Origin of the sequence: Methylomicrobium agile, from assembly GCF_000733855.1 — a bacterium.
Taxonomy (GTDB): Bacteria; Pseudomonadota; Gammaproteobacteria; order Methylococcales; family Methylomonadaceae; genus Methylomicrobium; species Methylomicrobium agile.
On record NZ_JPOJ01000001.1, the window covers coordinates 2,756,525 to 2,779,664 of the forward strand.

The window sequence follows — 23,140 nt, forward strand, 5'->3', positions numbered from 1 at the left end:
GGTTGATTATGTTCGAATCTTATCAAATAACGGTCGGCTCTGAAATTTTTTGCTGCGCCAGGCGGCAGGCCGCGGATTTTGCAGCAGCGCTTCGATGAACGATTCGGCTTGCCGCAAGTGTCGTTCGGCGCTTGCGCTCAAACTTTCGCCCAGTTCGAACGCTTCGCCTTTGACCGCCAGCAAAAAACAAGGCGGCGGTCGTTGTTTGTTGATCGACGCATAAACCGCCATCACCGAGGCCGGATGCAGCGCATGGGTCGTGTAACCGATCTCCAGCGCCGGTTCCAGTTCGTTCAATTCGAAAGGCGCTTCGCACGCGACCGATGCGTCGGCGAACAGTACGAGCTCCCTGTGTTCCAGATCCAGCGCATGTTCAATTTGCAGTTGAAAATCGATTAGGACGTCGATGCCGTCCGTGTCGCAGTGGTCTTGCACATATTCGACCAGTAGCGGACCGAGCGCATCGTCGCCGCGGCTGGGATTGCCGTAACCGAAGACCAGGACGGGTTTAGGCATCGTCCGCGCGTTCGAGCGAACCGTCGCCATGTTTGACCATACGATCGGCAATGTGGCCTTCGGCATCGATCAATTCGACCTGCAGCGGCATTTTGCCGACCGCGTGCGTCGCGCAGGACAGGCAGGGGTCGTAGGCGCGGATCGCGACTTCCAGGTTGTTCAGCAAGGGCTCGGTCAGTTCGCGGCCGGACAGATAGGTCGCCGCGACCTGCCGGACCGATTCGTTCATCGCGGTGTTGTTGCTGGTGGTCGAGACGATCAGATTGGCCTTGGTCACGATGTCGTTTTCGTCGATCCGGTAATGGTGGAACAGCGTGCCGCGCGGCGCTTCGATCACGCCGATGCCCTCGAAGCGCTTTTCACCGCGCGCGACCAGATCGCGGCCCAGGATCTCGGGGTCGTGCAGCAGATGCTTGATGCTCTCGGCGCAGTGCAGCACCTCGATCATCCGCGCCCAATGGAACGCGAGCGTGCTGTGCACCATCGATCCGCCGCCGTGCGCCTTGAATTCGACGCGCGCGGCTTCCGCAAGCGGCGTGTCGATATAGTCGCAATTATTGACCCGCGCCAAAGGCCCCACCCGGTACCAGCCGTCCTGTTTGCCCAGCGCCAGCAGATAAGGGAACTTCATGTAGCTCCAGGAACGGACTTCTTCATGAATCACTTCGTTGTAGCGGCAATAATCCACATGATCGAGCACGGTTTCGCCTTCGCCCTTCCTGACCCGGAGGCCGCCGTGGTAAAGCTCCAGCGCGCCGTCCGGCCGGACCAGGCCCAGATAATTGCTGCGTATCGTCGCGAATTCATCGTAATAGGGAAGATGCGAGCAGTGCACTTTCTTGATTACGCCGACCGCTTCTTCGGACCAGGCGATGATTTGGTCGATGTCTTCCAACAGATAATCGCGTTCTTCCAAAGTCAGCGCCTTGTTCATCCCGCCCGCGATCGCGCCGGTGCCGTGGATGCGCTTGCCGCAGATGACCCGGATCACTTCCTGCCCATACTTGCGCAGCTTGACCCCTTTCAGGCCGATGTCGGGATAATCGCTCAACACGCCGATCACGTTGCGCTTGCCGATCTGGCTTTCGAAACCGAACAGCAGGTCGGGACTGGCCAGATGGAAAAAATGCAGCGCGTGCGACTGCAGCACCTGCCCAAAATGCAGGAGCCGCCGGAGCTTGTCCGCGCTCGGCGGCAGTTTGTCCGGATCGATCCCGACCAACTGGTCGATCGCCTTACCGGCAGCCAACTGATGACTGACCGGGCAGATCCCGCACAGGCGCTGCACGATCACCGGCAGTTCCCAGTAAGGCCGGCCCTGAATGAAGCGTTCGAAGCCGCGGAACTCGACGATATGCAGCCGGGCCTGCTTGACCCGGTCGTGCTCGTCCAGGAGCAGCGTGACCTTGCCGTGGCCTTCGACGCGCGAGACTGGATCGATCGCGACGCGTCTCAGGTTTTCGGGATTGTCGGCGGTTTCCAGATGTTCGTACATACTCTGCCTTTTGTAGGTTGGGTTAGGCGGTAGCCGCAACCCAACAAAATCGAAGACGGCAATGTTGGGTTACGCTATCGCTAACCCAACCTACGCACTCAATTCAAAATTTTATTTAGTTCGTAGGTTGGGTTAGGCGATAGCCGTAACCCAACAAAATCGAAGACGGCAATGTTGGGTTACGCTATCGCTAACCCAACCTACGCATCAATCATAATGGATCAACTCATACGGCAACACCGGCTCCCGTCCCGCCAGCAAATCGGTCAGAAATTTCCAGTCAAAACTTGATTCTGGGGTATTCAAACTGCTGAGCAAACGGTCTACCACCAATGCCCGCTCTTCTACGGGCAAGGAAACAGCCTCTGCTATTAATTCTTTGGTTTTCATGATTTTTCTCAATTCAAAATTTTATTTAGTTCGTAGGTTGGGTTAGGCGGTAGCCGTAACCCAACAAAATCGAAGACGGCAATGTTGGGTTACGCTATCGCTAACCCAACCTACGCATCAATCATAATGGATCAATTCATACGGCAACACCGGCTCCCGTCCCGCCAGCAAATCGGTCAGGAATTTCCAAAACACGTCAGCGGACGGCGGGCAGCCGGGCAGGGAATAATCGATCTTGACGATTTCATGAATCGGACGCACCTTGTTCAGCAGCAGCGGCAGTTCCGGATCGCTCGGTATCTGCGGGTTTTCGACCCCGATCCCGTCCAGGTAGGATTCACCGAGGCATTCTTCGAGCGGGATGTAATTCCGGTAGGCCGGCAGGCCGCCGTTGATCGCGCAGGCGCCGACCGCGACCAGGATTTTGCAGTGCCGGCGGAACTCGCGCAAGGTATGCACGTTTTCCGAGTTGCAGATGCCGCCTTCGATCAGGCCGATGTCGCAGTTGCCGCAGTGTTCGATGTCGGTCAAAGGCGAGCGGTCGAATTCGGCGACCTCGGCCAGTTCCATAATCCGCTCGTCGATGTCCAGAAACGACATGTGGCAGCCGAAGCAGCCGGCCAGCGAGACGGTCGCAATCTTCAGTTTTTTATCCGTCATGCGTTTCCCGCTCCCGTTCAAGGCTGACTTCGGCGATCGTCTGATGATCGTAGTCGCGCGCGCCGATCGGCGTCGTGTAGCCGGTGCGTTTGATCAGGATCGCGCCGGTCGGGCAGATGTGCGCGGCCCGATCCGACGCTTCGAGATCGGTATCTTTCAACAGCCCGCTGGCGGAGTTGGCGATCAAGTGCTTGTTGATTCCCCGGCCGCTGATCGCGAATACGTCCTTGCCGTCCTTTTCGCGCGAGGCGCGCACGCACAGCGTGCAGAAAATGCAGCGGTTCAGGTCGAGCAGCACATCCGGATGCGAGGCGTCCAGTTTGCGCGGCGAGAAGAAATGCACGAAATGGTTGTCGTGCATACCGAGATAATAGCCGACCGCCTGCAACTTGCAGTCGCCGCTTTTTTCGCAGCCGGGACAGAGGTGGTTGCCCTCGACGAACAGCATTTGCGTGATACGCCTACGATCCTCGTTCAATTCGTCGGTATGGCTCAGCACCTCTTGTCCTTCGGCCGCCGGAAACGTGCAGGCGGAGCAGACCCGCCCGTTCACGATCACCGAACACAATTTGCAGCTGCCGTGCGGCGTATAGTCCGGGTGGTGGCACAGATGCGGAATATAGACGCCGGCATCAAGCGCGGCGTCAATGATCGTTTGGCCGGTGCTGAAAGGGATCGGTTGGCCGTCGAGCGTAAAAGTCTTGCTCATGTCATTCCCCGGTCTGCGATAAATGCGCCGCCGCATCGCTCCGGTTCGCGAGGCGGCGCGCGGTTTCGAGCTCGGCGTCCAGGTCGAAGCCGGGCTCGTAGCTGATCTTCTTCAACCGGCTTTCGTAGGCTTCGGGATAGCGCGCCAGGGTCGTCAGCACCGGATTCGCGGCGGTCTGGCCGAGGCCGCAGTGGCTGTAGGTCTTGACCAGCCGGCAAATTTCATCGAGCGCCGCGACATCGCCGGCGGAGCCGTAGCCGTCGTAGATCTTGTCGAGCTGTTTCCGGAGCAGCGAGGTGCCGACCCGGCAGGGCGTGCAGAAGCCGCAGCTTTCGTGGGCAAAGAAATGGGTGAAGTTACGCGCGATGTCGAGAATGTTCCGGCGGTTGTCGAACACGATGAACGAGCCGCCGGTGGCCAGGTCTTCGAACGCGAGCAGGCGATCGAATTCGCGGTTCGAAATAAAGGTGCCCGACGGTCCGCCGATCTGTGCGCCCAGGACGTCTTCGGCGCCGCATTCGTCCAGAATGGTCCGGGCCGGCGTCCCGAACGGGTATTCGTAGATGCCGGGACGTGCGCAGTCGCCGCTGATACTGAGGATTTTTGTGCCTTTCGATTTCTCGGCGCCGTGCGCCGCAAACCAAGCGCCGCCGTGCACCGCAATCGCCGCGGCCGCGAAGAACGATTCGACGTTGTTCACGACGGTCGGTTTGCCCAGATAGCCGTGCGTGACCGGATACGGCGGCCGGTTGCGCGGAATGCCGCTTTTGCCTTCCAGCGATTCGATCAATGCCGATTCCTCGCCGCAAATATAGGCGCCGGCGCCGAGCCGGATTTCGATGTCGAAATCGAAGTTCCGGCCGAGAATGCCGCGCCCGAGCAGGCCGGCTTCGCGGCGGTGGGCTAGGATCGTCTGCAATTTGTCGTATAGGTGCAGATATTCGCCGCGCAAATACAAAAAGCCGTGTTTGGCGCCGACGATCGCGGCGCACAGGGTCATCCCTTCGAACACCTGATCCGCGAACGCATTCAGCAGCACCCGGTCCTTGAACGTTCCGGGTTCGCCTTCGTCCGCGTTGCAGACCACGTAGCGTTCGCTTTCCGCTTCTTCGGCGCAGAAGCGCCATTTGGCCGCGGTTTTGAAACCCGCGCCGCCGCGGCCGCGCAGCCCCGAAGCGTCGATTTCGGCGAGCGTTTGGTTTAATCCTCGCGCATAGGCCGCCTTCAATCCTTCGCCCTGGGCGATCGGCTGGCCGAGCAGCAGGTCGGGTTTGCGGATATTGTCTTCGGCATGGAAAAATTCGGAAGGCCATTCGGCAAGCGGAACTTGCCGCTCGATCAGCCCGGCGATCCGGTCGATTCGGGCGCGGTCCAGCCGCGTCAGCGCATGGCCGTTGACCAGGCCCGCCGGGCCTTGGTCGCACATCCCGGTGCAGGACGTATTGTCGAGGCTGACCAGGCCGTCGCTACGCACGCCGCCGACCGGCACGCGCAATTTTTCGGACAGATAATCGATCAGGGCGTCTTTGCCGAGCATTTTGTCGGTGATCGAATCGCTGATCCGCAGTTCGTAGCGGCCCTTCGGAGTGGAAGAAAAGAAGCTGTAGAATTCGATCGCGTCGATGAGCCGGGTGCGGGGAATCCGTAACGCTTCGGCCAGCAGTTCGACCGCTTCATTCGAAACATGATGATCGCGGGCCTGAATCTCGCGCAGCATTTCGAGTAAACGCGTCGGCTGGAAATGATGTTTTGCCGCCAGATCCTGAATGAATGGTCGCATGCGTGTTACCGGATTTGAATGTTCGGGGCGTGTCGGTCGGCATTATAATAAGTCCACTCAGGCTTCAATGCCATTAAATCTTTTACGGGATTTCACTATTCGCGAACAGCTTCGGATTCAGGTCGAGGGAACGATCCAGGGCGTCGGGATGCGGCCGTTCGTCTTTCAGCTGGCGGAGCGGTGCCGCCAGAGCGGATGGGTCGCAAACACCGGCTCGGGACTGACGATAGCGATCGAAGGCGCGCCGGAATTGCAGCGGCAGTTTCTCGACGGGCTCAATAACCCGCCGCCGCCCGCCACTATTTTCTCGCTATCCGTAGACAGACGGCCTTTGGAAAATTTCAGCCGCTTCGAGATCCGAAGCAGCGAAGCCGAAGGGCAAAGCGCGGCTTTCGTGCTGCCCGACCTGGCGATTTGCGGCGACTGCCTGCAGGATCTATTCGATCCCGCAGGCCGTTTCTACCGCTACCCGTTCACCAGTTGCAGCCGCTGCGGGCCGCGCTACAGCATCATCGGGAGCCTGCCTTACGATCGCGAGCGCACCGCGATGGCCGGATTTGCGCTGTGCCAAGACTGCGCTCGGGATTATCGTGATCCCGGAAACCGGCGCTTTCACGCTCAGACGATCGCCTGCGCGCAGTGCGGCCCCGTATTGAGCCTGCACGATCGGGCAGGCAATCGGCTGGCAGACGGCGATCGGGTACTGGAAGCCGCCTGCGGGCATTTGCGGGAAGGGAGCATCATCGCGGTGAAAGGGATCGGCGGCTTCCAGCTTTGGGCCGATGCGGCCGCTCCGGTGGCCGTCGAACGTTTGCGCATTCGCAAGCACCGGCCGGCCAAACCGTTCGCCCTGATGGTGCCGGGGATTGAAGACGCCGAAGCGCTTTGCTTTCTGAGCGGTCTTGAAAGGCAGGCGCTGGCTTCGCCTGCCGCGCCGATCATCTTGCTCAAGCGCCGGCCAAATGCCGCCGTCACCGAGGCGGTGGCGCCGGACAACACGATGCTCGGCGTGATGCTGGCCTATGCGCCGTTGCATCATCTGTTGCTGCGCGGCTTCGGCGCGCCGGTCGTCGCGACCAGCGGCAACCGGCACGGCGAGCCGATCTGTATCGATAACGCGCAGGCGCTGGAGCGATTGGCCGATATTGCCGACTGTTTTTTGCTCCACGACCGTCCGATCCTCAGGCCGCTGGACGATTCGGTGGCGCGCGTAATCAATGGCCGGCTGACGCTGCTGCGGCGCGCCCGCGGCTACGTGCCGCAGCCCATTTTATCGAAGACGATTCTGCCGAATGCGCTTGCGGTCGGCGGCCATTTGAAAAATACGGTCGCGCTCGGCCATGACCTGCAGATGATCGTCAGCCCGCATATCGGCGATCTCGATTGCGATGTTTCCGTACGGCAATGCGAAGCGACATTGGCCGATCTTCGGCAGTTTTATCAACGCGGGCCGAAACTGATCGCGCACGATCTGCACGAGGACTATGGCGCCAGCCGGATCGCGGAACGCGAGGCGCAACGCGCTGAAAAGCCCGTTCAAACGGTCAAGGTTCAGCATCACTATGCGCACGTGCTGGCCTGCATGGCCGAGCACGGGCTGGAGCCGCCACTGCTCGGAGTGGTCTTCGACGGCAACGGGCTCGGCAGCGACAACACGCTTTGGGGCGGCGAATTTTTGCGGATACACGGCCGGGGCTTCGAACGCTTCGCGCACCTGCGCGCGTTTTCGCTGCCGGGCGGAGAAAAGGCGATCCGGGAGCCTCGCCGCGCGGCCCTGGGGCTGCTTTACGCGCTCGAACCCGAAAGGGCTTTCGAGCGCATGGCGCCGCATTTCTCGGCAGCGGAATCGAACCTGCTCGCATCGGCGCTGAAGAAAGGGATCAACTGCCCGCTTACCACCAGCGCCGGGCGCCTGTTCGATGCGGCCGCCAGCCTGCTCGGACTTTGCCAGGTCAATCGGTTCGAGGGACAGGCCGCGATCGCGCTGGAACAATGCGCGGCGGCGGTCGAATCGGATCTTGTTTACGATTTCCGGATCGCCGGCGAAGGGACTTGCGTGATCGACTGGCAACCGATGATCGAACAGTTGCTGACGGATATTCCGACCGGCAATCACGGCCTGATCGCGCGAAAATTCCACAACACATTGGCGGCGATGATCGCGGCGATCGCCGAACGTGCCGGCGAGCCGGCCGTTGCCTTGAGCGGCGGCTGTTTCCAGAACGCGCTGCTCGTCGAGCAGGCGGCCGGAAAATTAAAAACCGCTGGCTTTCGGGTCTATTGTCATGAAAAAATACCGCCGAACGACGGCGGCCTGTCCCTCGGCCAGTTGTATGCCGTCAAATACCTCGGATAACTGAATATGTGCCTTGCCGTTCCCGGCCGAATCACCCGTATTTCCGATGACAACGATCCCTTGCTGCGCAAGGGGCGTGTCGATTTTTCGGGCATTGTGAAGGAAATCAGCCTGGCTTATGTGCCGGAGGCGCAAATCGGCGACTATGTGATCGTGCATGCCGGTTTTGCGCTGTCGCTGCTCGGTCCCGGCGAAGCGGAGGCCAGCCTGCAGGCATTCCACGAACTGGCCGAATTTCAGGACAAGCAATGAGTTTGCAGAAGGCCTTCCGCGACCCTGCCGCGGCGAAACGGTTGAGCGCGGCGATTGCCGCCATTACGACCCGGCCCTGGAACATCATGGAAGTCTGCGGCGGCCAGACCCACAGCATCATCAAATACGGCATAGACCAACTGTTGCCGGAAGGCGTGAACCTGATCCACGGGCCGGGCTGTCCGGTGTGCGTCACGCCGCTCGAATACATCGACAAGGCGCTGGCGATCGCCGCCTTGCCGAATGTGATTCTGTGCTCGTTCGGCGACATGCTGCGCGTGCCGGGATCGCGGCAGGACCTGCTCGGCCTGAAGGCGGAGGGCGCCGATGTGCGAATCGTATACTCGCCGACCGATGCGCTCGAAATCGCCCGCAAGCATCCGAACCAAGAAGTCGTCTTCTTCGGCGTCGGTTTCGAAACGACCGCGCCGACGATCGGGCTCGCCGCTTATCAAGCGAAACAGTCGCAACTGAACAACTTTTCGCTGCTGGCCTGCCATGTGCGGGTGCCGCCGGTGATCGAAGCGCTGTTGGATTCTCCCGACAATCGGGTACAGGGCTTTCTGGGGGCGGGGCATGTCTGCACGATCATGGGCTGCGGCGAATACGTGCCGCTTGCCGAGCGTTACCGGGTCCCGATCGTGATTACCGGTTTCGAGCCGGTCGATGTTCTGCATGGGCTCTATGCTTGCATCAAGCAACTTGAAGAAGGCCGGTTCGAAGTCGAGAACGCTTACCGCCGCGTGGTGCGCGAGCATGGGAATCCGGCTGCGCAGCAGTTGCTGCGGCAGGTGTTCGAGGTGGTCGACCGAAACTGGCGGGGGCTCGGGACGATCAAGCACGGCGGCCTGGCATTGAACGACGATTACCGCGACTTCAACGCCGAACGGCGCTTCTCGGTCGATGCGATTGCGACGCAGGAGCCCGTCGCCTGCCGGAGCGGCGACGTGTTGAAAGGTCTGCTGAAGCCGTCCGAGTGCTCCGAATTCGGCGTCCGTTGCACCCCGGAAAAACCGCTCGGCGCCACGATGGTCTCGTCCGAAGGCGCCTGCGCCGCCTATTACCGCTACCGCCGCCTGCAACATGGCTGATTTCGAACCGAACTGCCCGCTTCCGCTACAATACGACCGGATCGTGATGGCGCACGGGGGCGGCGGCCGGCTGATGCAGCAGTTGCTCGACACGCTCGTGCGGCCTGTGTTCCGCAATCCGGTCTTGGATCAAAACCACGACAGTGCGGTCGTCGAGATCAACGGGACCCGGCTGGCGTTCACGACCGACTCGTATGTCGTCAAGCCGCTGTTTTTCCCCGGCGGCGACATCGGCAAGCTGGCCGTCTGCGGTACGCTGAACGATCTTGCGATGAGCGGCGCGAAACCGTTGTACCTGACCTGCTCGCTGATCATTGAGGAAGGGCTGCCGGCCGCCGATCTGCAGCGGATATTGGAGTCGATGCAGCAGGCCGCGTCCGAGGCGGGCGTGCTGATCGTGACCGGCGACACCAAAACGGTCGACCGCGGCAAGGGCGACGGGCTGTACATCAATACCGCCGGGATCGGGCTCATCGGCGAACAGGTAAACGTCAATCCCTCCGCGATCCGGCCCGGCGACAGCATTATCGTGAATAGCGATCTGGCCCGGCACGGGATCGCGGTGATGCTGGAGCGGGAAGGGATGAATTTCGAGCACCGGATCGAAAGCGACTGCGCGGATCTGTCGGGCCTCGTGCAGGAACTGCTGCAAAACGGCATCGAAATCCACTGCCTGCGCGATCTGACGCGCGGCGGGCTGGCCTCGGCGCTGATCGAACTGGCGTCCGCAAGCCGTTATGAGTTCGAGCTTGGTGAAAGCGCCTTGCCGGTACGGGAGGATGTGCGCGCCGCCTGCGACATCCTGGGCTTCGATCCTTTGTATATCGCCAATGAAGGCTGTTTCGCGCTGTTCGTCCCGGAATCGCAAACCGAAGCGGCGCTGTCCGTCTTGCGCCGGCATCCCTTGGGAGCGCAGTCCCTCGCGATCGGTCGGGTCAAGTCCGCCTGTTCCCAGGGCCGGGTCGTCCTGCAAACGCCGATCGGCGTCGGCCGGGTGCTGGATCTCTTCAGCGGAGAACAGTTGCCCAGAATCTGCTGATCGCGGACGCGTTCCAATCGGGCTGTTTTCAGCACCACGATAAAAATTTCCGCTAAACTTTTTCGTGATTTTTACCACCGCAAGGAGATTATTGGCTATGCCATTCAAAAAGAAATTGGGTTTGTTGACCGGATTGGTCTGTTTCCTCGGCGCGCCGCTGGTTCAGGCGGCCGCTCCCGTTCCCTCCGTTGTCGGCACGACCTGGGCGCTGACCGGCAAGTTCAAAGGCCGGGTGAGCGCGAAATGCCAGGTTGGCCGTGCGGTTTCCGCTCCGATCGCCGGACGGAACGTATTGTCGGCCAGGATCAGCTTCGATGATGGCGACGTGCCCGGCGACAATGAAGGCACTTTCAGCTGGACGGACGAATTTTTTTCGATAAAACAAATCAGCGGCCATTGGGAGCAGAGCGGCTCGAAACTGGAGCTGGAATTCGATCACTGGTACGACTCGCCGATGGCGGCATTGGCGTTCGCTTTGGCGGGGGTACCGGCAAATTATGATTTTTCGCAGGCCGGCATCGACGGTTCGGCGGGCTTCAAAATCACCAAGTTGAAAGTGTCCGGAACGATCAACCGCAAAGGCAAGCGTATTAAAGTGGCCGAAGGCATCGGATTCAAAGTCGACGCCGCGGCGGCCGGATTCGGCGGCGCCAATGCCTTACTTTTCCCTACCAGCTTAAACAACTAAGCTGGCGACGCCGCGGCGGCCGGATTCGGCGGCGCCAATGCCTGTACCTTCCAGTTCAAAAATCTGGGGCGTTCGTACAAAGGCGTACCGGCCGTCCAGTAAGATTCTCGCCTGCTTTACGGGGCCGGCTTCGGTCTTGGCACATGGCAAAGGCCGCTCGTTTTGTAAGCGGCCTTTTTTATGTCTTGGATCACGCCTCGGGGCGATCCCGGTAAATCAGGTAATACACCACCGGAATCACCACCAGCGAAAAGCCGGTCGAGGCGAAGATTCCGAAAATGAAGCTCCAGGCCAGCCCGGAAAAAATCGGGTCGAGGATGATCACCACCGAGCCGAACATGGCGGCGCCGGCGGTCAGGAAAATCGGCCGCATCCGGGTCGCGCCCGCCTCGATCAGGGCTTCTTCGAGATTGGCGATATCGGCGCGCGCCCGCGTCCGTTCGATGAAATCGATCAGGATGATCCCGTTCCGGACCACGATCCCGGCCAGCGCGATCATGCCGACCATCGCGGTCGCGGTGAAATAGATCGAGTCGGCGAAACCTGCGATATTTTCGGCGAACAGCAGATTCAGCAGCCAGAAGCCGGGCATGATGCCGATGATGGTCAGCGGGATCGCGATCATCATGATCGCGGGCAGACTGAGCGACCCCGTCTGTACGACCAGCAGCACATAGATCATGATCAGCGAGGCGCTGAACGAAATGCCGAGGTCGCGGAAGATCGCGGCGGTAATTTTCCATTCGCCTTCGCCGCTCAGTTCGGCGCGGTAGCCTTTCGGCAGCGGATGGTCGGCGAAGTACGCGTACAGGTCGATGATCGCCTCGACCGGGCTGCGCCCGGCGCTGTCGCCGATCACGTAGGCGACGCGTTCGAGGTCCTTGTGATGGATGACCGGCTCGCCGGATTCGGGAACGAGCGTGCCGAGTTCGCTCAGCGCAATCAGGGCGTCCCCGCTGCTTCTGACTTTAGTATTCAACAGCTCCGGTAGCGACGAGCGTTCCGCGCGCGGCAGGCGCAGCCGGATTTCGAGCGGCAGCCGTTCGCCGGGCGCATGCAGCATGCCGGCCTCGCCGCCCGCCAACGCCACGTCCAGCGTTTGCACGATTGCCGCCGGACTGACGCCGAGCAGGGCGGCTTTGGTTTTGTCGATCCGAAACGACCAGGCCGGGTCGGGCGCTTCGGACAGATCGTCGATATCGACGACGCCGCTGACATCCGCGAAGCGCTGTTTGATCCCCTCGGCCGTTTCGATCAGCCGGCCGTAGCCGGCATCGGCCGGGCCGTAAACTTCGGCGACCAGCGTCGACAGCACCGGCGGGCCGGGCGGCAATTCGACGATCTTCAGTTTCGCGCCGTACTGCCGACCGATCCGTTCGACGTCGGCGCGGATACGCATCGCGATCTGGTGCGATTGCTGGACGCGCTCGTCCTTCGGCAGGAGGTTGATCCGAATATCGCCCTTTCGGCTGCCCGAACGCAGGTAATAGTGCCGGATCATCCCGTTGAAATCGATCGGGGAGGCGAGGCCGACATAGCTTTCGTAATCGGTCACTTCGTTCACCGTCGCCAGATACCGGCCCAGGGCGCGCATCGCCGCATCGGTCTTTTCGAGCGTACTGCCGGCCGGCATGTCGGCCACGATCTGCAATTCGTTCTTGTTGTCGAACGGCAGCAGTTTTAGCGGCACCGCGCGGGTGACCGCGAGCAGGGAAGACAGCAGAAAGGCGATGCCGACCGCGATCAGAAACATTCGGCTGCGCGCCGGCGAGGCGATCAAGGGCGTCAGCACGCGGCGGTAAAGCCGGTAGCCGTTCGACATTTTCAGGTCGAACGCGGCTTCGTCCTTGCCGTATTCGCTTTTCAGCAGCAGGTAGCTCGCCCAGGGCGTGATCGTGAACGCAACCAGCAGCGAGACTAGCATCGCGACCGGAATGTTGAACGCGAGCGGGGCGAGATAAGGGCCGATCATTCCTGTGATGAAGAACATCGGGATGAACGCGAGCATTACCGCCAGTGTCGCGACGATCGTCGGCGGACGCACTTCGTCGACCGCCGACAGCAGCGCCTCCAGCGGAGGCTCTTTTTTCAGTTTGAAATGGCGGAAGATGTTTTCGACGTCGACGATCGGATCGTCGACCAGGAGGCCCAGCGACAGGATCAGCGCGAACAGCGTGACCCGGTTGATGGTATAGCCGAACACCAGGTCGGCCAGCAGCGTGACCGCGAACGTGACCGGCACCGCGATGCAGACGATAAACGACTCCTTCGGCCCGAGCGCCAGCGCGAGCAGCACCAGAATGATCGCGATCGCAAGGCCCAGATGTTTGACCAGTTCGTTGACCTTGTGGTCGGCGGTCGCCCCGTAATCGCGGCTGACCGTGATTTCGACGTCGGCAGGAATCAATAGGCCGCGCTGCGCTTCGACCTTGGCCAGGATATCTTGCGAAACCTTTACCGCATTGCTGCCCTTGCGCTTGGCCAGCGCGATCGTGACCATTTCGCGTTCGTCGCCGGGCTTTGCCTTGGGGCCTTCGGCCCGGCCGACCGTCCGCATTTTCGAGACTGCCGGGCCGAAACCGATTCGGGTGTAATGTTCGCGCTCTTCCTCGCCGTCGGTCACGCGGCCGATGTCGCGCAGGTAAACGGGGCGGCCGCCGGGGACTTTGACCACGGTGGCGGCCAGGGCATCGGCCGAGTCGAAATAAGTACCGGCTTCCAGCACCGTTTCGCGGTTGCCGTTCTGGAAGCGCCCTGTGCGCAGATGGACGTTGGCGCCCCGGAGCGCGTCGATGACGTCCTGCAGCGCGATGCCGTAGCCGGTCATTTTCGCCGTATCGGGATAAATCGACACCTGCCGGCGCGCGCCGCCGACCACTTCGGTTTTCGCGATGTCGTCGGCGCCGCGCAGGCTGGCCAGCAGCTCGTCGGCGATCCGGCGGAGTCCCAGCGCATCGGTTTGCCCGGTCGATGAAGACAAGGTCAGCATCAGCATCGGCACGTCGTCGATATCGACCGGCTTGATGTTCCAGCCGCGCACGCCCGGCGGCAGCAGGTCCTGGTTCGACATCACCTTGCTCCAGGTCTTGACCAGGCTGTCTTCGGGGTTCTCGCCGACGTAATAGCCGACCGTGACGACCGCCCGGCCCGGCTGGGATGCCGAAAACACATGCTCGACGCCTTTGATCTGCTTCAGCATCGCTTCGAGCGGCGTCGCGGCCAGTTTTTCGACTTCTTCGGCGGAAGCGCCCGGATAGTCGACCATCACGTCCATTACCGGCACCACGATCTGCGGATCTTCCTCGCGCGGGGTCAGTTGCAGCGCGGCGACGCCGGCGATCAGCGCCGCGATCAGCAGTATCGGCGACAGGTGCGAAACGGTAAAGATGCGGACGATCGCGGCGCTCAGGCCGCGTTGGGGTTCGTGCGTCATCGAACGACCACGGTTTCGCCCTCGTCCAGGCCGGAGAGAATTTCGACGAATTCTCCGCGCGCGAAGCCGGAGCGCACCTGCCGGGTGCTCAGCCTGTCGCCTTCCAGTACGGTCACGGCCTCGACCTGGCCGATCCGGCGCAGCGCCGCCGCGGGAATCAGCAGGGCGGTATGTTCGCTGCCGCAGGCCTGTTCGAGCCAGCCGAACAGGCCCGGCTGCAGGCCTTTCGTTTGGGGCAGGTCGGCCTTGATCAGGACCGTGCCGGTCAGCGGGTCGGCGGCCGGCACGATTTCGCCGATCTTCGCATCGAGCGAAGCTTTCAACGCATCGATGCGCACCGTGGCCGGATCGCCGACGTTGATCTGGCCTGCGCAGGCGGCCGTGACCGAGGCTTCCAGACGCAACGCCGAAGGGTCGTGCAGTACGACGATCGGCTCGCCGGCGAGTCCCATGTCGCCCGGTTCATGCAGGCGCCGGGCGATCACGCCGCCAAAAGGCGCGGTTAATACGGTTTCGCTGCGTTGCAGCGTGGCTTCGCGCAAGTTCTGTTCGGCGGCCCGGGCGCCGGCCGATGCCTTGCGTGCGGCCGCTGCGGCGTGTTCAAAGGCTTCGCGGGTCGCGGCTTCCTGTTCGAACAGTTCCCGCGTCCGTTTCAGGTCCGCCTCCGTACGCGCCGCTTCGGCTTTCGCGGCGGCGGCATGCGCCGAAGCTTCGCGTTCCTGCGCCCGGGACTGTTCCGCGTCGAGCCGGGCGAGGACGGCGCCCCGTTCGACCCGGTCGCCTTCGCGGAAGGCGACTTCCAGGATGCGGGCGCTGATTTTCGGCGCTATCCGCGCTTCGATGAGGGCTTTGACCGCGCCCGGCCAGGCCTGAGTCTCCCGGAGTGTTTGCCGGATCGCGCGCGCGGTTTCCTGCGGGAGCATCGCTTGGGTGGGTAGCGGCGTTAGGCCGGGTTCGGTCTTGTTTCCTCCGAGCAGCCCAAGCATCCATAAAATCAACAGAAGCAATGCGATCAGCGCGGCGGCCGGGAACAGCCATTTTTTCGGCAGCGGCTGCGTCATCGCCGGGCTCCGAGCGCGCGCTGCAGAGCCGCCTCGGCGCGCAGCGCGTCATAATGCGCGGTCATCCGTTGCGTTTGCGCCCGGTCGCGCGCGACTTCGCTTTCGAGGAAGCGCGTCACCGTCGCGGCCCCGGCACGATGCTGCACGGTAACCAGGCGGAACGCTTCTTCGGCTGCCGCGACCGCCGTCCCGGCGACTTCGGCGCGCTGCAGCGCTTCCTGCAATTCCAGGGAGGCATTTTTGGCTTCCCGGCCGATCTGCAGCTCGATTTTACGGCGTTGCGCCTTCGCTTCGGCCAACCGCCTTTCGGCTTTGCGGACCCGCGCTGCGGTGCCGAGGCCGGCAAACAAATCCATCTCGACCGCGACACCGGACGTCACGTTGTCGTGTGCCGAAGAAAACTCGGGCGAACGTTCGTTCAGCCCGTAATTGACGAAGGCGTCGAGGCGCGGCAGATGTTCGCCCCGGGCGATTTTGATCTCGTGCTGCCGGGTTTCGATCTGTCTCTGGGCGATCAGCATTTCCGGGCGGTTGGCGAGCGCCTCGGTCCGCAAGTCGTCAAAGGCCGCCGGCAAACGCGGCAAGGGGCGTTCCCGATCGATGCGGGGTTCGATCGGGCTGCTGTCGGGGAAATCGAGCAGAGTTCTGAGCACCGTGCGCGCCATTTCGACCGCATTCCGCGCGTGGATGTCCGCCTCGCGGGCTTCGGCCAGACGGGCTTCGAGCGAGAGCACGTCCGCTTTCAGAGCCGAGCCGGCGGCATGGCGTTTGCGGGTGTCAGCCAGCTCGCTTTGTACCGCCAGGGCCGCGCGCTGCGCGATCGCCTGATTTTCTTTGGCGACTAACAGGGTATAAAAGCCGTCGGTCACGCCGTGGATCAGATTGTTGCTGACCGCCGAAAGCTCCAGTTCGGAGATTTCCTTGCCGAGGCCAGCGGCCAGGCTTTGGTGATAATCGCGGCCGCCCCGGTACAAAGACCAGGTTGCCTGGACTTCGGGGCGGAAATCGGTCACCCCGTTCGGTTGATTGATATTCTGGCCGAAAGAAAAACGGCGCTGTGCGACGATCATTCCGAATGCCTCCGCCGGGTTGTCGCTGTAACGGTAGCTCAGGCGGGCCCTGATTTGCGGATAGAAGGCGGCGAGGCTTTCGCCGATGGCGGCTTCGGCCTGGGCGATCCGTTCATTGGCGATCTGAAGGTCGGGGTTGCGTTCGATTGCCAGAGTCACCGCGCGTTCCAGGGTCAGAAGGGGAGCCGAGCCTGACGGCAGGGCGGGATCGGATTCCGCCGCCGGATTCGGGGCTGCCGCCGCCGGAACGACGCAAAGCGCGAGCGGCAGCAGAAAACAGGCAAGCTTGGAATGGGGTGGCGGCATGGATCTTTAGTCGCAGGTGATCGATGCAAAAAGCTACAGCATAATGGCCCTAAGCCTTACGGTAAAGGGATGGGCGGCCTATTTTTCGAAAACGGATCGATTGTCCTTTGTAAATTTTTGTTATTTAAATATTAAATGCAGGCTGCGGAGCGATTTTGAAGGATGTGCCCCGGCGCCTCTGTTCGCTATCCATTTTAAACGGATGCTTGCGGCAAGGGATTGGCATATAATGCGGCATTTATTTATTAACGTCCCACTCAGGAGTTATCATGAAAAAACTGTTGTACAGCATTCCCGCTGCGATGTTCTTTGCTTCATCGCTTGCCGTTGCGCACGGACCGGTTCGTCAGAAAGCCGAAGAGGAAGTCGTGATCAACGCGCCCGCCGAGAAAGTCTGGGGCATCATCAAGGACTACGGCGACATGTCCTGGCATCCCGGCATCGGCAGCGTGGAAAACAAGGGCGGCAACAAGAAAGGCGCGGTTCGCGTTCTGACCTTGACTAATGGCGGCACGATCACCGAAGAGCTGAAAAAATACGACGAAGCGAAGATGTCGTATGCCTACAAGATCACCGAAATGAGTACCGCGAGCACGATTACCCATGCCGGCGCGCAAGAACACGTGCCGGTCTTGCCGGTGCACGATTATGCCGCGACCATCGGCGTCGAAGCCGAGGGTGCGGACAAATCGAAGGTATTCTGGAAGGCGGCCTATTACCGTGCTTACATGAACAACGATCCGCCGGCCGAAATGAACGAGGAAGTGGCGAACAAGGCCGTGGAAAACGTGCTGAAAACCGGCCTGGCCAACCTGAAAACGCTGGCTGAAAAATAAGCATGCGTTCGCTGCGACCTTATGTTCTCGCGGCGGCGGTTCTGGCGGCTTCCGCCCTGCCGTTGCCGTCTGCGGCGGCGCCTTTCGCCTATATCACCAATCAGCTGGACGACAATGTCGCGATCATCGATACCGAGTCGGGCAAGGTGGCCGATACGGTTCCCGTCAAGGGCAAGCCGGCCGGCGTGGCGGTAGCGCCCGACGGCCGCCGGGTTTACATCAGTACGCCGGAAAGCGGCAGCGTCGCGGTGATCGATGCGCAAACCCGCGTGCTCGTCAAGGAAGCCAAAGTCAGCAGCGGCGCGTTGGGCGTCGCCGTCGACCGGACCGGCAGGCGGCTATTCGTCGCGGACTGGTACAAGGCGATCGTGACCGTGCTCGACGCGGACAGCCTGCAACCGGTCAAGACGATTCCGGTCGGCCAGTCGCCGTCCGGCCTGGCGATCAGTCCCGACAACCGCTGGCTCTATGTCGCCAACCGGCTTAGCGATTCGGTTTCGAAGATCGATCTGGCCAGTCTGAAAGTGGTCGGATCGGCCGGCGTCGGCGCGCACCCTTTCGGCTTGGCTCTCGACAGCGAAGGCCGGCGCCTTTATACCGCCAATGTCGAAAGCGACGACGTGACGGTGGTCGATACGGCGTCGATGGAAGCCGTGGCCACCGTCAAGGTGCAGGGCAGGCCGTATGCGGCTACGTTCGCGCTGAACGACAGCCGCCTGTTGGTGACCAACCAGAACAGCGATTCGGTTTCGGTGATCGATACGGCCGAACTGAAGGAGCATGGGGTGGTCGAGGTGGGCGGCAAGCCGGAAGGCATCGGCACGCTCGCGGACGACCGCCATGTCTATGTCGCCAACTGGTTCGACGGCACGGTATCGGTGATCGATGCGAAGCGGCTTACGGTCGTCGAGACGATCAGGGCCGGCGAGGGCAGCCGGGCATTCGGACAGTTTATCGGAAAGTAGGGTACGCTGCGCGTACCTGTTTTGGGTTATTTATAACCGTGGAACGGTACGCGCAGCGTACCCTACATGAAGTTTTAGGTGTAATATGGCAGAGAATGTAGAAGAATTGACCATTGCCTATGAAGACGGCGGCGTGGAAACGGTTAAGGAACTGGACAAGAAAGTCCTGAGCAAGGGGGCCTGGGCGACGGTGATGTACCGCTACCAGGAGTGGAATCGCACGAAGGAAGAATACGGCCCGGACAAATATTCGATCCGGCGTTACCAGAAACAGAACGGCGAATACCGCCAGAAGTCCAAATTCAATATCTCCAGCCGGGAACAGGCGCAGAGTATTATCGAGACGCTGGAAGGATGGCTGGGCGACGAATAGCTCGCCGTTTGCGCTGAACGGAGTGGGTGCGCCCGCCGCCCCATTTTTTTAAAGCAGAGGAGGTTGGCATGACCCCGGATCAAAAACTCAAATCCCTTGGTATTGCGCTCCGGATCATCGGAACCGTCTTCATTGTCGGCATTTACCCGCTGATGATGTGGATCTGGCCTTCGGGATGGGGCAGGGAGCCCCGGCAGCCGGAATACGAGCAGATGATCATCGGCATTTACGCCACGCTGGGCGTATTCCTGATCCTCGCGGCCAAGAATCCGCTGGCGCATCGGAGCCTGATCGGCTTTACGATCTGGTCGAGTGTTGTGCACGGCGGCATCATGCTGTTTCACGGCATTGCGGACGAAAACGAACGGGCCAATCTGGCCGGAGATGTGCCGGCGCTGTTTCCGGTGGCGGCCGCGCTCCGGTATCTGCTGCCGCCGGAGCGTCGTGAACCATAGAGGCGCCGTTCAATCAAGCTAAAGAAGTTTTATTTCGAATATTGAGAACCAGGTCTTATGGAAAAACACATCATTACCGATATTTCCCCCGATCGGCAAAAGCGGACGACAAGCTGGCTGAATCTGGAGTCGCTCGCCGACGTGGAAGTCACGTCGGAAAGCAGCGAACATCCGGTGGAGGCGGCATTGTTATCGAACACCGAACGCGGTTGGCGGGCCGCCAGGCCCGGTGCGCAAACGATCCGGCTGCTTTTTAAACGACCGCAAGATATTCATCGGATTCATCTGATTTTTTTGGAAACCGCGATCAGGCGGACCCAGGAATACCAGCTTCGCTGGTCCGGCGATGACGGCCGGACCTGGAATGAAATCGTGCGCCAGCAATGGAATTTCAGTCCCGACGGAAGCACGCGCGAGACCGAAGATCATACGGTGGCGCTTTCCGGCGTGACCGGGCTCGAACTGAACATTACGCCCGACATTAGCGGGGAACGCGCCTTTGCCTCTCTCGAAAAATTGCGGGTTGCCTGAGATCGGCCCTTCTTTTGCCGTCAGTCGGGTGGATGGTTTATGGGATCGGGTTTGATTAATCCAGCCACCGGATGATGTGATCCTCCAGTCGCCTGACCTGGTTTTCGTTGACCGCATAGCTGCTTATCGAAACACCGGCACGCTGTACCGTTTCGCGGCGGCCCGAGACTAAAGGGTGCCATGTAGGCAGGTCTTCGCTTTCGGACAGCAGGCGGTAGGCGCAGGTCGAGGGCAGCCAGTGATACGCTTCTGGATCCAGCTTTCTGACGTCGAGGCAGCGCGGCACCAGCCGCGTGCGTTCCGCATAGCGCGTGCAGCGGCAGGTTTTCAGGTCGAGCAGCCTGCAGGCCGCGCTGGTGAAGTGAATTTCGCCGGTTTTCTCGTCTTCGAGCTTGTTCAAACAGCACTTGCCGCAGTTGTCGCAAAGCGACTCCCATTCGGCGTCGGTCATTTCATGCAGTGTTTTGGTTTGCCAGAAATTCATCGCGGCCGTTTTTTTCGGCGAATCCTTTATTTCAGGAACGAGCAGCAATAGTCGGTCGGTGCCTTGATCTTGACCGTGAATTGCGCATTGCCCGGCACGTTGAACGACTCGCCGCCTTTGACCGTTTGCCAGTGCGCTGCGCCCGGCAGCCAGACGTCCAGGTCGCCGTCGAGGATTTCCATCAGTTCGGGATCGGCGGTGTTGAACGTGTATTCTCCGGGCAGCATGAAGCCGAGGGTTTTGACCGTGCCGTCCGCGAAACGGATCGTGCGGCTGGAAACGTTGCCGCCGAAATAGACGTTGGCTTTTTTGACGACGGTGACATTGCTGAATTCGGACATGGTACCTTGTGTTGTGAGTAAGTTTCAGGGGGCGCCATGATACCAGATTACGGGTGGTTTGGTTCGGTTTGAGTCCGCCGTGCGAGGGGAAAGGACGTAAAAAAATAAAACCTACTTATTTACTACGGAATTAAAAAGGACTAAAATAGTCCTAATTGAAGAGGGTAGATATGCTACGGGTAAGTAAACTGACTGATTACGCCACAGTGATTTTGAGCCATATGGCGAAAGGCGCCTCGGCATTCCACACGGCGATCGAAATAGCCTCGGCGACCGGAATTGCCTTGCCCACGGTCAGTAAAATTCTTAAACTGCTGGTCCATGCGCAGGTACTGACTTCGACGCGCGGCGCGAAAGGCGGTTATGCCCTGGCCAGTACGCCGGACAGGATCACCGTCGCGGCGGTCATTCGTGCGTTGGAAGGCCCGATTGCGCTGACCGAGTGCAGCATTTCGCACCGGGGTTGCAAGCAGGCTTCAGGCTGCGGGATTCGCGGTAATTGGGGTCTGATCAACCAGGCGATCCATGACGCGCTGGAGTCGGTGACGCTGGCGGATATGATCAAACCGGCGATGGTGCCCGAGAAAATCCTGATTCCGGTCGCGAGTTTATCCCGTTAATGCCTGCGTAGGATGGGTAGAGGCGCCAGCCGAAACCCATCGATCGAAACCCATCATGTAGCCCTATCCATTCATTGAGATATTTAGAGAGTTTTTTATGTCAGCAAGCGCTCAAGAAATTCAGAACCTGATCAGCCAGGAATACAAGCAGGGCTTTGTGACGGTCCTGGAAACCGAAACCTTCGCGCCGGGTCTCGACGAGAACGTGATTCATCGCTTGTCCAAAGTCAAAAACGAGCCTGAATTCATGCTGGAATGGCGCCTGAGAGCGTTTCGCCATTGGCGCACGATGAAAACCCCCGAATGGGCGTTCGTGAAGTTCGATCCGATCGACTACCAAGCGATCAGCTACTATTCGGCGCCGAAACGCAAGGAAGACCGCCCGAAAAGCCTGGACGACATCGATCCGGAAGTGCTGGCCGCCTATAAAAAGCTCGGCATTCCGCTCGACGAGCAGGAGCGTCTGGCCGGTGTCGCGGTCGACGCGGTGTTCGACAGCGTTTCGGTTGCGACCACGTTCAAGGAAAAGCTGAAGGATGCCGGCATCGTTTTCTGCCCGATTTCGGAAGCGTTGCGCGAGTATCCCGAGCTGGTCAAACAATACCTCGGCTCGGTCGTGCCGCCTGGCGATAATTTCTTCGCGGCGCTCAATTCGGCGGTGTTCACCGACGGCTCGTTCGTCTATATCCCGAAAGGCGTGCGCTGCCCGATGGAACTATCGACCTATTTCCGGATCAACGCAGCGAACACCGGGCAGTTCGAGCGGACCCTGATTATCGCGGACGAAGGCAGCCATGTGTCTTATCTGGAAGGCTGCACCGCGCCGATGCGCGACGAAAACCAACTGCATGCGGCGGTGGTCGAGCTGGTCGCGCTGAAAGACGCCACGATCAAATATTCGACCGTGCAGAACTGGTATCCGGGCGACAAGGAAGGCAAGGGCGGCATTTACAACTTCGTGACCAAGCGCGCCGATTGCCGCGGCGACAATTCGAAGGTGTCCTGGACCCAGGTCGAAACCGGTTCGGCGATCACCTGGAAATACCCGAGCTGCGTGTTGGCGGGCGACAATTCGATCGGCGAATTTTATTCTGTCGCGCTGACCAACAATTACCAGCAGGCCGACACCGGCACCAAGATGATCCACATCGGCAAGAACACGCGCAGCACGATCGTGTCGAAAGGCATCTCGGCGGGCAAGGCGCAGAATACCTACCGCGGCCTGGTGAAGGTACTGAAGAGCGCCGAGAACGCGCGTAACTACACGCAATGCGATTCGCTCCTGGTCGGCGACCGCTGCGGCGCCCATACCTTTCCTTATATAGAAGTCAGGCAGCCGTCGGCGCAGGTCGAGCACGAAGCGACCACCTCGAAGATCAGCGAAGACCAACTGTTTTTTTGCCAGCAGCGCGGGCTTTCGGCCGAAGATGCGGTGTCGATGATCGTGAATGGTTTTTGCAAGGAAGTCTTCAAGGAATTGCCGATGGAGTTTGCGGTCGAGGCGCAGGCATTGCTGGGGTTGAGTCTGGAAGGTTCGGTCGGCTAGTGGGCAAGCCCCGTAGGCTGGGTTGATAAACCCAGCAATTGTCCGAAAATGCTGGGTTTCGTTCCTCAACCCAGCCTATGAGCTTGCCTTTAATAGCGAAGCATGTGTATCGCATAGAAATTTGTAAGTATCTGGGTACAAAA

Annotated in this window: 23 protein-coding genes; 12 read left to right on the forward strand and 11 right to left on the reverse strand. The window is 60.5% G+C overall.

The window, feature by feature from the left end; genetic code table 11:
* Window positions 1-6 precede the first annotated feature (6 nt).
* The 6 genes from CC94_RS0113100 to CC94_RS0113125 form a co-directional block, all read right to left on the reverse strand.
* Complete coding sequence (locus tag CC94_RS0113100; RefSeq protein ID WP_031431209.1) at window positions 7-516, reverse strand: hydrogenase maturation protease; 510 nt, start codon at window positions 514-516, stop codon at window positions 7-9.
* Complete coding sequence (locus tag CC94_RS0113105) at window positions 509-2,011, reverse strand: Ni/Fe hydrogenase subunit alpha (RefSeq protein ID WP_031431210.1); 1,503 nt, start codon at window positions 2,009-2,011, stop codon at window positions 509-511. The genes CC94_RS0113100 and CC94_RS0113105 overlap by 8 nt, the downstream gene beginning before the upstream one ends.
* A 207-nt stretch (window positions 2,012-2,218) precedes the next feature.
* On the reverse strand, window positions 2,219-2,401 hold the full coding sequence (locus CC94_RS24765) for a hypothetical protein (RefSeq protein ID WP_005370477.1): 183 nt from the start codon (window positions 2,399-2,401) through the stop codon (window positions 2,219-2,221).
* A gap of 117 nt (window positions 2,402-2,518) precedes the next feature.
* Window positions 2,519-3,061, reverse strand: a complete 543-nt coding sequence (locus CC94_RS0113115) for an NADH-quinone oxidoreductase subunit B family protein (RefSeq protein WP_031431212.1) — start codon at window positions 3,059-3,061, stop codon at window positions 2,519-2,521.
* Window positions 3,051-3,770 (reverse strand): 2Fe-2S iron-sulfur cluster-binding protein, encoded by a 720-nt coding sequence (locus tag CC94_RS0113120; RefSeq protein WP_031431213.1) that lies wholly within the window; start codon window positions 3,768-3,770, stop codon window positions 3,051-3,053. Before CC94_RS0113120 ends, CC94_RS0113115 begins: the two co-directional genes overlap by 11 nt.
* A 1-nt stretch (window position 3,771) precedes the next feature.
* Window positions 3,772-5,550, reverse strand: a complete 1,779-nt coding sequence (locus tag CC94_RS0113125) for an NAD(P)H-dependent oxidoreductase subunit E (RefSeq protein ID WP_031431214.1) — start codon at window positions 5,548-5,550, stop codon at window positions 3,772-3,774.
* A gap of 67 nt (window positions 5,551-5,617) precedes the next feature.
* Between CC94_RS0113125 and hypF the strand changes: the two genes are divergently transcribed.
* From hypF to CC94_RS0113150, 5 genes are all read left to right on the forward strand, one after another.
* Window positions 5,618-7,906, forward strand: a complete 2,289-nt coding sequence (gene hypF, locus CC94_RS0113130) for a carbamoyltransferase HypF (protein WP_005370483.1) — start codon at window positions 5,618-5,620, stop codon at window positions 7,904-7,906.
* A gap of 6 nt (window positions 7,907-7,912) precedes the next feature.
* Window positions 7,913-8,158: a HypC/HybG/HupF family hydrogenase formation chaperone gene (locus tag CC94_RS0113135; protein WP_005370485.1), complete on the forward strand. Its 246-nt coding sequence runs from the start codon at window positions 7,913-7,915 to the stop codon at window positions 8,156-8,158.
* A complete protein-coding gene (gene hypD, locus CC94_RS0113140; protein ID WP_005370486.1) occupies window positions 8,155-9,249 on the forward strand; it encodes a hydrogenase formation protein HypD in 1,095 nt (364 codons plus the stop codon). Before CC94_RS0113135 ends, hypD begins: the two co-directional genes overlap by 4 nt.
* On the forward strand, window positions 9,242-10,288 hold the full coding sequence (gene hypE / locus CC94_RS0113145; protein ID WP_031431215.1) for a hydrogenase expression/formation protein HypE: 1,047 nt from the start codon (window positions 9,242-9,244) through the stop codon (window positions 10,286-10,288). Before hypD ends, hypE begins: the two co-directional genes overlap by 8 nt.
* Window positions 10,289-10,385: 97 nt before the next feature.
* Window positions 10,386-10,976 (forward strand): hypothetical protein, encoded by a 591-nt coding sequence (locus CC94_RS0113150; protein ID WP_031431216.1) that lies wholly within the window; start codon window positions 10,386-10,388, stop codon window positions 10,974-10,976.
* Between the two features lie 190 nt (window positions 10,977-11,166).
* Here the strand turns inward: CC94_RS0113150 and CC94_RS0113155 are convergent, their stop codons facing one another.
* Genes CC94_RS0113155 through CC94_RS0113165 form a run of 3 tightly spaced genes read right to left on the reverse strand, consistent with a single transcriptional unit; the run spans window position 11,167 to window position 16,846 of the window.
* The gene (locus CC94_RS0113155; RefSeq protein ID WP_031431217.1) at window positions 11,167-14,409 is read right to left on the reverse strand and encodes an efflux RND transporter permease subunit; all 3,243 of its coding nucleotides are present in this window, start codon (window positions 14,407-14,409) and stop codon (window positions 11,167-11,169) included.
* Window positions 14,406-15,470 (reverse strand): efflux RND transporter periplasmic adaptor subunit, encoded by a 1,065-nt coding sequence (locus CC94_RS0113160; protein WP_005370493.1) that lies wholly within the window; start codon window positions 15,468-15,470, stop codon window positions 14,406-14,408. Before CC94_RS0113160 ends, CC94_RS0113155 begins: the two co-directional genes overlap by 4 nt.
* Entirely contained in the window at window positions 15,467-16,846 is a 1,380-nt protein-coding gene (locus CC94_RS0113165; protein WP_005370496.1) for a TolC family protein, read from the reverse strand. The genes CC94_RS0113160 and CC94_RS0113165 overlap by 4 nt, the downstream gene beginning before the upstream one ends.
* 269 nt (window positions 16,847-17,115) lie before the next feature.
* Here CC94_RS0113165 and CC94_RS0113170 point away from each other — a divergent pair, with 269 nt between their 5' ends.
* The 5 genes from CC94_RS0113170 to CC94_RS0113190 all read left to right on the forward strand — a co-directional run bounded on the left by CC94_RS0113170 (window position 17,116) and on the right by CC94_RS0113190 (window position 20,006).
* Window positions 17,116-17,682, forward strand: coding sequence for an SRPBCC family protein (locus CC94_RS0113170; RefSeq protein WP_005370497.1), 567 nt, complete (start codon window positions 17,116-17,118; stop codon window positions 17,680-17,682).
* A gap of 2 nt (window positions 17,683-17,684) precedes the next feature.
* A complete protein-coding gene (locus CC94_RS0113175) occupies window positions 17,685-18,647 on the forward strand; it encodes a YVTN family beta-propeller repeat protein (RefSeq protein WP_031431218.1) in 963 nt (320 codons plus the stop codon).
* A gap of 85 nt (window positions 18,648-18,732) precedes the next feature.
* A complete protein-coding gene (locus CC94_RS0113180; protein WP_031431220.1) occupies window positions 18,733-19,020 on the forward strand; it encodes a hypothetical protein in 288 nt (95 codons plus the stop codon).
* Between the two features lie 68 nt (window positions 19,021-19,088).
* The gene (locus CC94_RS0113185; RefSeq protein ID WP_031431222.1) at window positions 19,089-19,475 is read left to right on the forward strand and encodes a DUF6632 domain-containing protein; all 387 of its coding nucleotides are present in this window, start codon (window positions 19,089-19,091) and stop codon (window positions 19,473-19,475) included.
* 57 nt (window positions 19,476-19,532) lie between these two features.
* Window positions 19,533-20,006 carry a discoidin domain-containing protein gene (locus tag CC94_RS0113190; RefSeq protein WP_005370504.1) on the forward strand — a complete coding sequence of 158 codons (474 nt, stop codon included), beginning with the start codon at window positions 19,533-19,535 and terminating at the stop codon, window positions 20,004-20,006.
* A gap of 55 nt (window positions 20,007-20,061) precedes the next feature.
* Here the strand turns inward: CC94_RS0113190 and CC94_RS0113195 are convergent, their stop codons facing one another.
* The gene (locus CC94_RS0113195; RefSeq protein WP_031431223.1) at window positions 20,062-20,490 is read right to left on the reverse strand and encodes a YcgN family cysteine cluster protein; all 429 of its coding nucleotides are present in this window, start codon (window positions 20,488-20,490) and stop codon (window positions 20,062-20,064) included.
* 26 nt (window positions 20,491-20,516) lie between these two features.
* A complete protein-coding gene (gene ppnP, locus CC94_RS0113200; RefSeq protein WP_005370508.1) occupies window positions 20,517-20,831 on the reverse strand; it encodes a pyrimidine/purine nucleoside phosphorylase in 315 nt (104 codons plus the stop codon).
* A 170-nt stretch (window positions 20,832-21,001) separates the two neighbouring features.
* Here ppnP and CC94_RS0113205 point away from each other — a divergent pair, with 170 nt between their 5' ends.
* Together CC94_RS0113205 and sufB are read left to right on the forward strand one after the other, a co-directional pair.
* Window positions 21,002-21,451, forward strand: coding sequence for an SUF system Fe-S cluster assembly regulator (locus tag CC94_RS0113205; RefSeq protein WP_031431224.1), 450 nt, complete (start codon window positions 21,002-21,004; stop codon window positions 21,449-21,451).
* A 97-nt stretch (window positions 21,452-21,548) separates the two neighbouring features.
* Window positions 21,549-22,997, forward strand: a complete 1,449-nt coding sequence (gene sufB, locus CC94_RS0113210) for a Fe-S cluster assembly protein SufB (RefSeq protein ID WP_031431226.1) — start codon at window positions 21,549-21,551, stop codon at window positions 22,995-22,997.
* The last annotated feature ends 143 nt before the right edge of the window (window positions 22,998-23,140 follow it).

Excerpts from the sequence above, each read along its gene's own strand:
- CC94_RS0113100 (WP_031431209.1), bottom strand. The coding sequence starts at position 516 with ATGCCTAAACCCGTCCTGGTCTTCGGTTACGGCAATCCCAGCCGCGGC.
- CC94_RS0113105 (WP_031431210.1), bottom strand. The coding sequence starts at position 2,011 with ATGTACGAACATCTGGAAACCGCCGACAATCCCGAAAACCTGAGACGC.
- CC94_RS24765 (WP_005370477.1), bottom strand. The coding sequence starts at position 2,401 with ATGAAAACCAAAGAATTAATAGCAGAGGCTGTTTCCTTGCCCGTAGAA.
- CC94_RS0113115 (WP_031431212.1), bottom strand. The coding sequence starts at position 3,061 with ATGACGGATAAAAAACTGAAGATTGCGACCGTCTCGCTGGCCGGCTGC.
- CC94_RS0113120 (WP_031431213.1), bottom strand. The coding sequence starts at position 3,770 with ATGAGCAAGACTTTTACGCTCGACGGCCAACCGATCCCTTTCAGCACC.
- CC94_RS0113125 (WP_031431214.1), bottom strand. The coding sequence starts at position 5,550 with ATGCGACCATTCATTCAGGATCTGGCGGCAAAACATCATTTCCAGCCG.
- hypF (WP_005370483.1), top strand. The coding sequence starts at position 5,618 with ATGCCATTAAATCTTTTACGGGATTTCACTATTCGCGAACAGCTTCGG.
- CC94_RS0113135 (WP_005370485.1), top strand. The coding sequence starts at position 7,913 with ATGTGCCTTGCCGTTCCCGGCCGAATCACCCGTATTTCCGATGACAAC.
- hypD (WP_005370486.1), top strand. The coding sequence starts at position 8,155 with ATGAGTTTGCAGAAGGCCTTCCGCGACCCTGCCGCGGCGAAACGGTTG.
- hypE (WP_031431215.1), top strand. The coding sequence starts at position 9,242 with ATGGCTGATTTCGAACCGAACTGCCCGCTTCCGCTACAATACGACCGG.
- CC94_RS0113150 (WP_031431216.1), top strand. The coding sequence starts at position 10,386 with ATGCCATTCAAAAAGAAATTGGGTTTGTTGACCGGATTGGTCTGTTTC.
- CC94_RS0113155 (WP_031431217.1), bottom strand. The coding sequence starts at position 14,409 with ATGACGCACGAACCCCAACGCGGCCTGAGCGCCGCGATCGTCCGCATC.
- CC94_RS0113160 (WP_005370493.1), bottom strand. The coding sequence starts at position 15,470 with ATGACGCAGCCGCTGCCGAAAAAATGGCTGTTCCCGGCCGCCGCGCTG.
- CC94_RS0113165 (WP_005370496.1), bottom strand. The coding sequence starts at position 16,846 with ATGCCGCCACCCCATTCCAAGCTTGCCTGTTTTCTGCTGCCGCTCGCG.
- CC94_RS0113170 (WP_005370497.1), top strand. The coding sequence starts at position 17,116 with ATGAAAAAACTGTTGTACAGCATTCCCGCTGCGATGTTCTTTGCTTCA.
- CC94_RS0113175 (WP_031431218.1), top strand. The coding sequence starts at position 17,685 with ATGCGTTCGCTGCGACCTTATGTTCTCGCGGCGGCGGTTCTGGCGGCT.
- CC94_RS0113180 (WP_031431220.1), top strand. The coding sequence starts at position 18,733 with ATGGCAGAGAATGTAGAAGAATTGACCATTGCCTATGAAGACGGCGGC.
- CC94_RS0113185 (WP_031431222.1), top strand. The coding sequence starts at position 19,089 with ATGACCCCGGATCAAAAACTCAAATCCCTTGGTATTGCGCTCCGGATC.
- CC94_RS0113190 (WP_005370504.1), top strand. The coding sequence starts at position 19,533 with ATGGAAAAACACATCATTACCGATATTTCCCCCGATCGGCAAAAGCGG.
- CC94_RS0113195 (WP_031431223.1), bottom strand. The coding sequence starts at position 20,490 with ATGAATTTCTGGCAAACCAAAACACTGCATGAAATGACCGACGCCGAA.
- ppnP (WP_005370508.1), bottom strand. The coding sequence starts at position 20,831 with ATGTCCGAATTCAGCAATGTCACCGTCGTCAAAAAAGCCAACGTCTAT.
- CC94_RS0113205 (WP_031431224.1), top strand. The coding sequence starts at position 21,002 with ATGCTACGGGTAAGTAAACTGACTGATTACGCCACAGTGATTTTGAGC.
- sufB (WP_031431226.1), top strand. The coding sequence starts at position 21,549 with ATGTCAGCAAGCGCTCAAGAAATTCAGAACCTGATCAGCCAGGAATAC.